The organism is Pseudacidovorax sp. (assembly GCF_017991995.1).
GTDB lineage: Bacteria > Pseudomonadota > Gammaproteobacteria > Burkholderiales > Burkholderiaceae_C > Xenophilus.
This window is the reverse complement of sequence record NZ_JAGOPN010000004.1, coordinates 171652-185578: the sequence shown is the minus strand read 5'-3', so window position 1 is coordinate 185578 and position 13927 is coordinate 171652. Positions and strand designations below refer to the sequence as shown.

At 71.5% G+C, this 13927-nt stretch carries 1 protein-coding gene (cut by a window edge); it reads right to left on the bottom strand.

Going from position 1 to position 13927, the window contains the following annotated elements:
- The coding region annotated (locus KBC94_RS07300; RefSeq protein WP_294368011.1) for an LEPR-XLL domain-containing protein crosses the window boundary (this coding region is incomplete at its 3' end): on the bottom strand, positions 1–13830 show 13830 of its 42396 nt. The annotated region extends 28566 nt beyond the left edge of the window.
- Positions 13831–13927: the final 97 nt, after the last annotated feature.

Genomic DNA, 13927 nt, shown 5'->3' with positions numbered 1-13927 from the left:
GATGACGCCGTCGCCGTTGGTGTCGCGGCGGTAGGGGCCGTTGATGCCGGCGAAGGCGTAGATGTCCTTGCCCGCCACCACCAGCGCCTCGGCCGAGGTGGTCAGCTTGCCGCCGGGCAGGTGGAACTCCACGTCCTCCACGGTCCGCTTCTGGAAGGTGAAGCCCCCCTGCAGCGACAGGATGCCGGCGACGGAGGCCGTGGCGTGCGCCACCGTGGCCTCGATGAGCGCATTGCTGAAGTCCAGCACCACGGGCTCGCCGCCGGTGGCGATGGCCAGGCCTTCGCGGGTGCCGCCGTTGGTGAAATCGGCCACCAGGTCCTGCCGGCTGCTGGCGTTGACCGCCACCTCGATGTCCTGCAGGTTGAACTGGATGAAGTCGCTGCCGAAGCCGACGAAGCCGATCTGCTCGCCATGGCCCTTCAGGCCGACGAACTTGGTGTTGGCGGGCACCAGCGGGTTGAGGGCGTCGAACTGGGTGGTCAGCACCGTCATGCCCAGGTCGAAGTCGTCGATCACCAGGCCGATGGCCTCGTCGTTGACCGGGTCCAGGCTGTCGACCACGCCGTCGCCGTTGCTGTCCTGCCGGTAGGGGCCGTTGATGCCCACGAAGGCCTGCACGTTGTTCGCGCCGAACTCGATGGCATTGGCCTTGACGGTGGTGGCGCCCAGCACCGTCTTGACCGTGAGGTCGGTGGCCGAGCCCATGCGGAAGGCGAAATCGCCGCGGAAGTAGACGAACTCCGAGACCGCCAGCAGCGCGCCCTGCACCTGCGCCTGGATGAAGGCGCCGGCCGCGAAGTCGATGGTCAGCTGCTGGTCGCCCGCGCGCACCTGCAGCGGCCGGCCGGTGGCCTCGGAGAAGTCGATGGAGGCATGCACCTTCGGATCGGCCTTCCAGCCGTCGCTCCAGTTCATCTGCACCTCGATGCGGCCGCTGGACAGCTCGAACAGGCCCTCACCGCCGGCGACGACGAACTCGTCGGCCGAACCGTTCAGGGCCGTGAACTTGGGCAGCAGCTTGGCCAGTGCGCCGGTGGGCGTGAGGATGGCCAGGGCGAGGTCGACGTTGGAGAGGGCCAGGCCGAACAGGTCGCTCTGCTCGCGCAGGGGCACGGTGCTGTCGAAGTCGGGATTGCCGTAGCCGATGAAGACATCGACGTCGCTGAGTCCGATGGTCATCAGCTGGAACTCGACGCCGTCGATCCGGCCGAGGTCCTCGGACACCTGCGCCCCCGCGGCGCCCGCGGCCAGCAGCGCGGCCGACAGCGGCAGGTTGCCCGCGGTGGCGCCGGTGTCGACCGAGAAGCGCTCGCGGCGGCCCTGCTCGAAGCTGAAGCCGCCCTGGATGTGGATGAAGTTCTCCAGCGTGAGGGTGGCACGCGCCACGTCCACGCCGATGTAGCTGGTGCTGAACTTCAGCGCCACCGGCGTGCCGCCGGTGCGCACCTCCAGCCCGTCGCTGCCGAAGCTGGAGAGGTAGTCGACGAAGGGCCGGATCTGCGTACCCGACCAGGCGGTGCCCTGGTTGGCGCGCACCTCGGCGCCTTCGGCGCTGAGCGTGAGGAAGTCCAGGCCCACGAAGGCGATCTGGTCGACGCTGGCCTCCAGCGACCACAGGCGGCCGACCTTGTGCTGGGGGTCGGTGAAGATCGCCATGCCCAGGTCGAGGTTGTCCACCACCAGGCCCACGGCGTCGGGGTCGCGCGTGGCGTCGATGACGCCGTCGCCGTCCTCGTCCACGAAGTAGGGGCCCGCGCCCACGAACAGCTTCACGTCGGACAGGCCGATCGTGACCATGTTCATGGCGTAGTTCTCGATCCGGTCGTAGTGGCCCGGGGTGGCGAGGGTGCCCACGGCCGCGGCGGCCGTGGGGTCATAGGCGCCGAAGCCGGTGACGATGTCCACCGCCACGCCCTTGCCCTTGCCCAGCGAGAAGCCGCCCTCGATGTGGAAGAAGTCGCCGATGGCGATCAACGCATGGCCGACCTCGACGCCGAAGTAGGCCTGCCGGAAGTCCAGGTACACGTCGTCGCCGCCGGTGGCCACGCGCATGCCCTGCGTGCCGAAGCTGGAGACGAAGTCCACGGTGGGCGAGACCGTGAGGCCGCGCCAGCTGGAGCCCTGGTTGAGCTGCACCTGCAGGTCCTGCACCTGCAGCTGCATGAAGCCCCAGTCCACGTCCAGCGGGTTGGCCCACGACGCCTTCATGGCGTACATGAGCGGGATCACGCCGTTGGCGTCCACGCTCTTGCTGGCACGGAAGGTGGCGAAGGCCACGTCGATGTGGTCGAGCGTGAAGAACGGGTCGTCCGGGTCGCCGATGGTGATGCGCACATCGGCGGCGCCGATGGTGATGCTGTCCACCGCCAGGTGCGTGAAGCGGCTGTTGTCGGCCGACAGCAGCCCGGCCGCCTTGAAGCGCGCCAGGTCGGTGCCCAGGGCGCCGAAGCTGTCGGCGGCCGACAGGCCCGTGGCCACGTCCACCTGCGTGGTGGTGCGCTCGAAGGCGAAGCTGCCTTCGATCTGGAAGAAGTCGCCGATGTTCAGCAGCGCATGGGCCAGGCTGACGGCGATGGTGGCGCGGTCGTAGTCCAGCACGATGGGCGTGCCGGTGGCCGTGGGCACCTTCAGGCCGCCCTCGAAGCTGCTGGCGAAGTCGACATAGGGCGCCACGCTGCCTGCGGGCTGGCCGGCCCACTGGCCGCCCTGGTTGACGTCGATGGTCAGGCCCTGAGTCTGGAACTTGAAGATGCCGCCCAGGTCGATGTCGATGCCCTGGCCCCAGCTCACCTTGAGCGCATACAGGTCGGGGATGACCGAGTCCGGGTCGGCCGCCAGGGTGGAGTCGAACATCACCAGCCCGACATCGATGCCGTCGAGCTTGACGCCGAAGGCGTCGGGGTTCTGCGCCTCGCCGGCATCGCGGATGCCGTTGCCGTTGCTGTCGATGAAGTAGGGGCCCAGGCCCGCGAAGATCTCCAGGTCGGTGCCGCTGAGCAGCAGCGCCGAGACTTCCAGGTCGTCGATCAGCCGGTCGTCGGCCGACAGGCCCTGCACCTTGGCCAGGCCGGCACGCAGCGCGGGCGACAGGCCGGCGCCGTTGGCGGCCAGGCCCGTGACCACGTCCACATGCGTGGTGGCCAGTTGTTCCAGGTGGAAGCCGCCGCTGATGTAGATGTAGTCGGAGATGGCGAGCGTGGCGCGGCCGATGTTCACGGCCGTGGTGCTGCCGCTCTGGCCGTCCAGGTCGAAGGCCAGCGATTCGCCGCCGCCCAGGTTCACCGTGAGCGGCTCGGCCATGTGGGCGAAGTCCACCACCGGCTGGCCGGTCCCCGAGGCGCGGTTGATGGCGATGCCCACATCGGTCGCCGCCAGGGTGATGGCGTCGATGCCGACGAAGGCCGCCTGATCGGCACTGGCCTGCACGGCGGTCCAGCGGCGGGCCGGGTCGGCCTGGCTGGTCATCAGGGCGATGGCCAGGTCCACGCCGTCGAGTTCGATGCCCAGCGCGTCGCTGGTGCCGCCGTTGACGCCGGCGAAGGCATGCACGTTGTGGGCGCCGATGGCCAGCAGGTCCACGGCCACGGGCTGGGCGCCCTCGTCCACGTCGGGCGTGGAGGCCAGGTCCTGCAGGCGCACCTCGGCCGTGTGGGTCTCGATGGCGAAGTCGCCCTCGACCTGCACGAAGCCGTACAGGTCCACCACCAGGTGGGCGCTGGCCTGCAGCAGCGCGCCGTCGGCGCCGTCCATGCTCAGCTGCAGGTCGGTGCCGCTGCCGGTGACCACCGCCAGCTGGGTCGCGCCTGCCGCGTAGTCGACCACGGCGACGCCCGGGGTGCCGGCCTTGTTGATGGCGACGGCCACGTCCGAGGCCGTGAGCGTGAGATCGCCCGTACCCACCATGCCGGCGCTGCCGGCCGTGGCCTGCAGGCTGGTCCAGGTGCGTGCGGCGCTGCCCTGGGCCGGCGCGGCCTCGGTCATCAGCGCCAGCCCGAAGGTGACCTGGTGCAGCGCCAGGCCCAGCGCATCGGTCTGGCCGCCGTGCAGGCCGGCGAAGGCGTCCACATCGTGGCCGCCGATGGTCAGCACGTCCACCTTCACCTGGCTCGCGGGCGTCTGCTCGGTGCCGTCGGCCAGGGTGACGGTGCGGGTGCTGGTCTGGATCGCGAAGTCGCCTTCGACCTGGAAGAAGCCGTCGACGTCCAGCTTGAGGTGGCTGCTGACCTGCAGCAGCTCGCCCAGGTTGCCGGCCATGTCGAAGGCGAGGTCGCCATCGCCGGTGGCCACGGCCAGTTCGGTGGCGCCGCTGGCGTAGTCGACCACCGCATCGCCGGCGCGGCCGGCCTGGTTGATCAGCACACGCGTGCCGGTGGCGTCCAGCTGCAGGTCGCCCAGACCCTGCACCGAGGCGCTGCCGGCGGTGGCCTGCAGCGTGGTCCAGGTGCGGCCGGGCACCGACTGCTGCGTCATCAGCGCCAGGCCGAAGTCCACGTCCTGCAACTGCAGGCCCGCGTTGCCGGTGCCGGCGAAGGCATCGACCCCGGCGCCGCCGATGGTCAGCACGTCCACGGCGACCTTCTCGGGCTGGGCCGTGCCCTTGGCGGCCAGCTGCACGTCGGCCGTGCTCTTCTCGACCGCGAAGTCGCCGCTGACACGGAAGAAGCCGAAGATGTCCAGCGCGATGTGGCCGGCGGCCTGGGTCATCTCGCCCTTGCTGCCCGCCATGTCCAGCGCCAGCGGCGCGTCGGCGCCCACGTCGATCTTCAGGTCGGTGGCGCCGTCGGCATAGTCGACCACGGCATCGCCCTGCAGGCCGGCGCGGTTGATGCGCACCGTCAGGTCCGTGGCCGAGGCCGTCACGTCGTCGCCCAGGCCGACGAAGGCCACGGAGGCGGCGGAGGCCTGCAGGCTGGTCCAGGTGCGTGCAGGCGTGGTGCTGCCTGCCGCCATCTGCTGGCTCATCAGGGCCAGGCCGAACTCGACGTCCGTGAGCGCCAGGCCCATCGCGCTGGACGTGCCACCGTTGATGCCGGCAAAGGCATCGATGCCGCTGCCGCCGATGGTCAGCAGGTCGACCTCGACCTTCTCCGCTTCGGTCTGGTCTTTGGTCTTGGCCAGCGTGACTTCGGCACTGCCCTTCTCGATGGCAAAGTCGCCCTCGACGCGAAAGAAGCCGAAGACGTCAACGGTCAGGTGGCCGCTGGCCTGCAGCAGCTCGCCCTTGCTGCCGTCGAGGGCAAGCTCCAGATCGCTGCCGGTTCCGGTGCCGACCTTCAATTCGGTCTTGCCGGCGCCGTAGTCGACCACTTGGTCGCCGGCCTTGCCGGCTTGGTTCACCGCCACAGCGATGGCGCCCGCGGACAACTCCAGGCCGTCCACGCCCTGGAACTCGGCGCTCGTGGCCGTTGCCTGCAAGCTCGTCCACGTCCGTGCGGGCGTGGTGCTGCCTGCGGCCATCTGCTGGCTCATCAAAGCCAGGCCGAACTCGACGCCAGTCAGCTCCAGTCCCATCGCGCTACTGGTGCCGCCATTGATGCCGGCAAATGCGTCGACGCCCGTGCCGCCAATCGTGAGCAGGTCGACCTCGACCTTCTCCGCTTCGGCCTGGTCCTTGGCCTTCGCCAGCGTGACCTCCGCCGAACTCTTCTCGATGGCGAAGTCGCCCTCCACACGGAAGAAGCCGAAGACATCGACCGTCAGGTGGCCGCTGGCCTGCAGCAACTCGCCCTTGCTGCCGTCCAGCGTCAGTTCGAGGTCGCTGCCGGTTCCGGTGCCGACTGTCAGTTCGGTCTTGCCAGTGCCGTAGTCGACCACCTGGTCGCCGGCCTTGCCGGCCTGGTTCACCGCCACAGCGATGGCGCCGGCAGAGAGTTCCAGGCCGTCCACGCCCTTGAACTCGGCGCTCGTGGCCGTCGCCTGCAGGCTCGTCCACGTCCGCGCAGGCGTGGTGCTGCCTGCCGCCATCTGCTGGCTCATCAGCGCCAGGCCGAACTCGACGCCGGTCAGTTCCAGACCCATGGCGCTGCTGGTCCCGCCATTGATGCCGGCAAATGCGTCGACGCCCGTGCCGCCGATGGTCAGCAGGTCGACGTCGACCTTCTCGGCTTCGGTCTGGTCCTTGGTCTTCGCCAGGGTGACCTCCGCCGAACTCTTCTCGATGGCGAAGTCACCCTCGACGCGGAAGAAGCCGAAGACGTCGACGGTCAGGTGCCCGCTGGCCTGCAGCAGTTCGCCCTGGTCGCCATCGAGCGCGAGCGCCAGCTCGGTGGTCGGCCCGGTGGCGATGCTCAGCGCGGTGGCGCCTTCACCGTAGTCGACCACGGCGTCGCCGTCGCGGCTGGCCTGGTTGATGGCCACGCTGATGCCGGTGGCGGCGAGGGTCAGGCCATCGGTGCCCACCCATTCGGCCTGGGCTGCGGTGGCCTGCAGGCTGGTCCAGTGGCGCTGGGCGTCCAGCCTGTCGGTGATGAGTGCCAGCGCGAAGTCCACGCCGTCCAGCACCAGCCCGGTGCGGTCGTCGGCACGCCCGCCGTCCAGGCCGGCGAAGGCATGGGCGTCATGCGCGCCCAGGGTGAGCAGGTCGACGGCCACATCGCTGCCGTCGGCCAGCGTCACCTGGCTGCTGCTGCGGTCGATGGCGAAGTCGCCGCCGACCTGGAAGAAGCCATACAGGTCCACCTCCAGGTGGCCCCGCACGCGGGTGAGCTCGCCCAGCGCACCGTCCATGTCCAGGGTCATGGCCTGGCCGCCGGGCCCGGTGGCCACGTCCACGGACCGGGCCGCGAAGTCGATGACCAGCGTGCCGGCCGGCTCGGCCGGCGTGTGGTGGGTGAAGCCGTCCTGCAACTGCGACAGCACGGGCTGCTGCACCTCGGTCGTGGCCTGCACCTGCAGCGCCGCGACGTCCTCGCCGGCCAGGCTGCCACCGAAGCGCACCACCAGGTCCTGCCCGTTCCAGAAGGTGGCCTCGATCAGGGCACCGTCGATGTGGGCACCGAAGGCCGCGGCCAATGCCGCATTGATCTCGGCGCGGCTGCTGTCGAAGGCCAGCGCCGCGGTGGTCCAGGTCTGGCCGCCGTGGCTGAAGGACAGCGTGAAGCCACCGCTGGTCGCCTGGGTGTCGAAGTGCACGCGCTGCGACTCGGCGCCCGCGGCATGGCCCTGCACGAGGTTGAAGGGCGCGGCGCTGGCATGGTCCAGGTCGCCGAAATGCGTGGTGAAGTCGCCGATGTCCTGGTCGGCGCTGGCGCCGGTGAAGACCACGTCGTAGCTGGCGAAGCGGCTGCCCGAGGCATTGGCGTTGTAGGCCACATGCAGGTCGCCGGGCGCGAAGGCGTCCAGGGCGAGCAACGCGGCCTCGATGGCCGCGGCCTGGGTGGCCGGGTCGTCGCTGTAGGCGATGGGGCCGGTGCGCACGCCGGCGTATTCGATGGTGAAGCTGCCCGAGGGGCGCGTCTCGTCCACGCTCACCTGGCTGCGCAGGGTGGCCACGTCCTGGCCGACGAAGACGCCGCCGAACTGCACCAGCAGCGCGCCGCCGGCCGTGGTGCTGACGCTCACCTCGCCGCCGATGGCGGCGAAGGCGGCGTTGAGGGCGGCCTCCACCGCCTGCGCATCGGCGTCGAAGGCCAGCGCCGCGGTGGTGTAGGTGCGGCCGCCGTAGGCCAGCGACAGCGTGTAGTGGCCGGTGGCCGCGGTGTCGACGGCGATGCGCTGCACCTCGCCCGTGCCGCCGCCACCCTGGCGGATGTTCAGCGGCACCACGTCGCCCGACATGGCCTCGGTGACGATCAGGTCGCCGATGTCGGTGCCGGCCAGTGCGCCGAGGAAGCGGATGTTGTAGCGGTGGCCGCCCTGGCTCTGTGTGTCGAAGCGCACCTGCACGTCGCCGTCGGCGGCGCCCAGCAGGCCGACCAGCGCATCGTGGATGTAGCGCGCGTTGTTGGTGACGTCGTTGCCCACGAAGGTCAGCGTGCGCGAGCCGGCGACGCCGTCGATCTCGAGGGTGTAGGTGCCCCGCGACGAGTAGGGCGTGGTGAAGAGCAGCTGCTTGACCTCGTCGGCCCCGGCGGTGGCCGCCACCACCTGCGCGATGCCGATGCTGACCGGCGGCGCGGACACGCGCTCGGCCTCGATGACGACCTGCTTGACCTCGCTGGCGCCGGCCGTGGCCTCGGCCGCGGTGCCCACCGTGACCGTGACCGGCGCGGCATGGGCCTGCACCGTCAGGACCTGGGCCTCGGCCCCCGCCAGGGCGCCGACGAGTTCGATGGTGAAGCCTTCGGCCCGTGAGCCGCTGACCTTCACGTTGCCCTGGCCGATGCCCGTGAGCCCTTCGAGCGCGCCGGTGAGCAGGGCGATGAGGGCGCTGCTGCTTTCGCGGCCGTCCAGCGCGAGCTGCGCCTGGTGGCCGCCGTAGTCCAGGTCCAGCGTGCCGGCGGTGCCGGCGGCCAGTTGCAGGTGCCACTGCGCGTTCTGCGTCTCGGTGCCGGCATCGACCGCGGGGATGGGCATGCCGCGGTTGATCTGCACCTGCAGGTCAGAGCCGGCGATGGTCACGCCGTCGAGCCCCACGAAGTCGGCCAGCTCGGCACTGGCCTGCAGGCTGGTGAAGTGGCGGGCCGGCGCATCGCGGTCGGTGGCCAGCAGCAGGCCGAAGTCGGCCTGGCCCAGCCGCAGGCCCAGCGCGTCGTCGCTGCCGCCATGCAGGCCGGCGAAGGCGGACAGGCCGGCGCCGCCCAGCGTGAGCGTGTCGGCATGGATGACGCTGCCGTCGGACAGGGTCAGGTCCTGGCGCTTGCTCTGCAGCGCGAAGTCGCCTTCGACGGCGAAGAAGTCGAAGACGTTGAGTTCGATGTGGGCCGCGGCTTCGAGCAGCTCGCCGGCGCTGCCGGCGAAGTCCAGCGTGCGCGTGCTGCCGGGGCCGGTGGCCACGGGCAGCGGCTGCGCCGCCCAGTCGACCACCACGCCATCGGCATCGGCGCGGTTGATGCGCAGCTCGACCTGGCTGACGGTGGCGACCAGCCCGTCGACGCCGATGAAGGCGGCGCTGCCGGCGCTGGCCTCCAGTGCGCTCCAGTGGCGGGCCGTGCCGCCTGCCGCCTGCAGCTGCTCGGTGGCCAGCACCAGGCCGAAGCCGACGTCGTCGAAGCGCAGGCCGATGGCGTCGCTGCTGCCGCCGGCCAGGCCGGCAAAGCCGCGCGCATGGGCCGCGCCCACGGTGAGCAGGTCGACGTCGACCTGGGTGTGGTCCTCGTCGGCCAGGGTGACGGTGCCGCTGCTGCGGTTGAAGGCGAAGTCGCCTTCGAGCTGCACGAAGCCGAAGAGGTCGAGGGTGAGGTGGCCCGCAGCGCGGGTGACGGCGCCTTCGCTGCCGTCCAGGGCCAGGGTGAATTCGGTGTCGGCGCCGGTGTCCACGGCCAGGCCGTGGCTGCCCGAGAAGTCCAGCACCACGCCGTCGGCGGCGGCACGGTTGATGGCCACGGACAGGTCCTGCCCGCTGGCGCTGAAGCCGTCGAGCCCGGTGAAGCCGGCCGTGCCCGCACTGGCCTGCAGCACGCTCCACTGGCGTGCCGGTGCGCTCTGGCCGGTGGCGGTCTTCTCGGTGGCCAGGGCCAGCGCCAGGTCCACGCCCGACAGGCCGAAGCCGGTGTCGCCGACGCCAGCGAAGGCCTCCAGGTCGTGCGCGCCCAGCGTCAGCAGGCGCACCTGCACATCGCCCGACTCGTCGGCGGCGGTGCCGGCCAGGTCGGCCGTGTGCAAGGTGGTGTCGTAGCTCTCCAGCGCGAAGCTGCCGCTGGCCTGGAAGAAGCCGAAGGCGTCCAGCCGCAGCGTGCCGGCGGCGCGGGTGATGGCGCCCTCGGCGCCGTCCATGTCGAAGGCCAGGCGGCCGGCGCCGGTGTCGAGCGCGAGTGCCGTGGCGCCGGCGGAGAAGTCGACCACCGGGCCGGAGGAGGCGCGGTTGATGGCCAGGCGCAGGTCCTCGCCAGCGGCCACGAGTCCGTCCACGCCGGTGAGCGCGGCGCCGTCGGCGCGGGCCTGCAGGCTGGTCCAGCTGCGTGCCGGCTGGCCGGCCGCCACCTGCTCGGTGGACAGGGCCAGCGCGAAGTCCACGCCCGACAGCTGCAGCCCCAGCGCCTGGGCGGTGCCGCCGCCGGTGCCGGCGAAGGCCTGCAGGTCGTGCCCGCCCAGGGTGAGCAGGTCGGCCCGCACCTGGCTGTGGTCGGCCAGCGTGAGCGTCTGGGTGGACTTGGCCAGGGCGAAGTCGCCTTCGAGCTGCAGGAAGCCGAAGGCGTCCACGCGCAGGTGGCCGCTGGCGCGCAGCAGTTCGCCTTCGCTGCCGTCCATGGCCAGGGCCACGGTGGTGCCGGTGGCCACGGGCACGGCCAGCTGGGTGCGGCCGCTGGCGTAGTCCACCAGGCTGCCGTCGGCGGCGGCGCGGTTGATCTCGATGGACAGCCCGCTGCCGGACAGCGCGAAGCCGTCGATGCCCACCCAGGCGGCCTCGCCCACGCGGGCCTGCAGGCTGCTCCAGTGGCGCGCCTGCGCGCCGGCGCCCGCCTCGCTCAGCAGCGCCAGCGCGAAGTCCACGTCCGACAGGCGCAGGCCGAAGGCGTCGGTCTGGCCGTCGCGCACACCCGCGAAGGCGGCGATGCCGCGGCCGCCCAGGCTGAACATGTCCACCTGCACCGGCGTGGCCGATTCGTCCACGTCGGCCGTGGCTGCCACGTCGGCCAGCACCACGGTCTGGCTGCTCTTGCGCAGGGCGAAGTCGCCCTCGGCGCTGAAGAAGCCGAAGGCCTGCAGGTCGAGATGGCCGCCGACCTGCAGCAGGGTGCCGTCGCGCCCGTCCATGTCCAGCGCCACGGCATCGGCGCCCTCGCCCACCGTCAGGCCATGGGCCAGGTAGTCCACCACGGCGTCGCCCTGGCGGCCGGCCTGGTTGATGGTCAGGCCCAGGTCGCTGCCGGACAGCGACAGGCCATCGATGCCGCTCAGGCTGGCCGTGCCCAGCGTGGCCTGGGCGCTCACCCAGGTGCGGCTGGCGTCGGCCGAGTCGGCCAGCAGCGCCAGGCCCAGGTCGGCGCCGGCCAGGTCGAAGCCCACGCCGCCGATGCCCACATGGCCGCCCGCGTCCTGCAGGCCGATGGCCAGCAGCTGCGCATCGACCACGCTGCCGTCGGCCAGCACCACCGATTCGCTGCGCCGGTCCACCGAGACGGTGCCCTGCGCCTGCACGAAGCCGAAGAGCGACAGGTCCAGCGTGCCCTGCGCATGCAGCAGCTCGCCGGCGGCGCCGTCCATGTCGAGCACGATCTCGCCGCCGTCGGCGGCGGTGGCCACGCGCAGCGGACTGCGGGCCAGATCGGCCACGGGGTCGCCGGCCCGGCCGGCGCGGTTGATGGTGATGCCGAACTGGCTGCCGCTGGCCGAGACGCCCGGCACGCCCTGCAGCGAGACAGTCTCGGCCGAGGCCTTGAGGGCGGTCCAGGTGCGGCTCGCATCGCTGCGGGCGCTCATGAGGGCGAGCGCGAACTCCACGCCCGTCATCTGCAGGCCGAAGGCGGTGCCCAGCAGGCCGGCGCTGGCGTCCAGGTGGCTGGCGCCCAGCGTGAGCACGTCGGCCAGCACCGGCGTGTCGGGATCGCCGGCCAGCACGATCTGCGCCGTGCCCTTGTGCAGCGCGAAGTCGCCGGTGGCACTGAAGAAGCCGGCGACTTCGAGCAGGCCCTGGCTGACGGCCACTTCCTGCACGCCGGCCAGCAGGCCGTCGCCGAAGGTGTGGGTGCCGCCCGCGGCATCGACCACGGTGCCGCTGGCGTCGGCGGCGGTGCTGTTCCAGCGCACGCTGGCCACGGCCGCGGCCAGGGTCACGTCCGCGCCCAGGGCGACGTCGATGCCGCCGGTGGCCTCCAGCACGGTGCCGCCACCGCCGGCCAGCACGAGCAGGCCCACATCGGCATCGGTCACGCCGGCATCGAAGGCGCCGCTGCGCAGCGCGACCGAGGCCTTGCTGGCCACGATGGCCATGGCGCCGTCGGCCCCGGGCTGGAAGAAGAAGTCGCCGTGGATGGCGATGCTGCCGCCCACCACGGCCTGCAGGCCGTAGATGCCCACCGTGGCCGCGCTGTGGCCCGGCAGGTCGGAGAAGGTGTAGGCGAAGTCGCCGAAGGCCAGCAAATGGCCGGTGAGCGCCTGCGCCTGCTGGTTGAAGCGCAGCGTGGCCGAGTCGGCGCTGACCGAGGCGAAGTCGCCGCCCTGCAGGAAGGCGCGGCCCGAGGCCTCCAGCGCGATCAGCCCGTCGCCGTCGACCACCAGGCCGAAGGCGCCGTGGTCGATGCCCACCGCCATGCCGCCGGCCTGCAGCCGGGCGCTGATGTCCTGCCCCGCGGCCTGGAGCGTGCCGTCGGCCACCGAGAAGCCCATGTCGCCTTCCAGCCGCAGGTCGCTCGCCACGGTCAGGCTGGCATGGCCGGCGAGGGTGGCGGCATTGCTGTCCGAGCCGGTGCCGTCGAAGGTGTAGAGCACCTGCTGCTGCGCGTCGGTGATGTGCAGCGGCGTGTTGTGCAGGTCCAGGCTGCCGCTGTTGCCGGCGCCCAGCCCCAGGCTGAACTCCAGCGTGAGCTGGGTCGCGTCCAGCTGCATGGCCACGCCCTGCAGGCTGGCGCCGCTGGCCTGGCCCTGCGCCATCACCCAGCCGCGGTCGCTGCCGTCGGTGGCGGCGATGAAGACGATGCCCACGTCGGCGCCGCTGAACGCGAGGCCTGGCGCCTGGCTGTCGGTCGCGTCCAGGCCCAGGTAGCCGCTGCCGCCGGCCAGCGACAGCGTGAAGACGTCGTAGTAGCCCTGGTCGGCGCCCTCGCCCAGCAGCAGGTGCGCGGTGTGGCCCAGCTGGAAGTCGCCGGACAGGCTCAGGCCCTGGCCCAGATCCACCGCGCCGCTGAAGGCCACGCTCTGGTTGTCGGCGAAGTAGGAATGGTTGAGGAACTCGCCGATGCGGTCGGTGGCCGTGGTGCCGCCGGTGGTCTGGGCCAGCGCGTCCACCAGGAAGGCCGCGGCCCCGTCGAGCTGGTGGGCCACCAGCACCAGTGCGCCGCCACCGTTGTCGCCGGCACGCTGCTCGATGGTGAAGTACAGGTCGTCGTCGGCCTGCACGAAGCCCGTGCCGTGGGCGAAGCTGCCGCTGAGCTGGCCGTAGGTGAGGAAGGTGAACTCCTGCCCCTCGGTGGGCCGGAAGCCGTCGATCAGGCTGACGCTGAGCTTGCCGTCCAGCGTGGCCAGCTGGCTGACGTTGAGCTGGTCGTAATGGCCGCTGCCGGTGCCGGCGTCGCTGCCGCCCAGCTGGATCTCCAGCGTGCCGCCGGCCGACTGGGTGTACGACAGCACGTTCTGCACGCCGGGCGAATGCCCCGGGCTCACGGTGCCGCTGTTGAGCAGCGCCACGTTGAGCGAGCCCGAGCCGTACAGCGTCTCGTTGGCCGCCACGGCAAGCGTGCTGTCGAAGTAGCCCTGGCTGGCGAGGTTGCCGACGTCGAAGACCTGGCTGTCGACGGAGAAGGTGGTGGGCACGGCCGTCAGGCGCGGCTGCTCGACCAGCGCCTGGTAGGCCTCGGGCGAGATCAGCGGCGAGGCCGGCGCCTGGCTGTCGGCGGCGTCGAAGTCGTAGGCGCCGTGCAGGGCCTGGGCATGGCCCTGGTCGTCGGGCATGACCACGGGCAGCACGCCCAGCACCGGGTCCGCCGACAGCAGCACGCGCGGCTCCAGGGCTTCCAGGCGCCAGGCGTCCCGCACCATGCGCGCCACCGTCTTCTTGAGTGCCTTCTTCATGATCTTCTCCGTCTCTCTCGTTTCCGATCGGGCCTCTCGCCGGCCCGTCTCGCCATCACGCCGCGGCTGGCCGCGGCATGCCCCGTTGTTGCGTCAT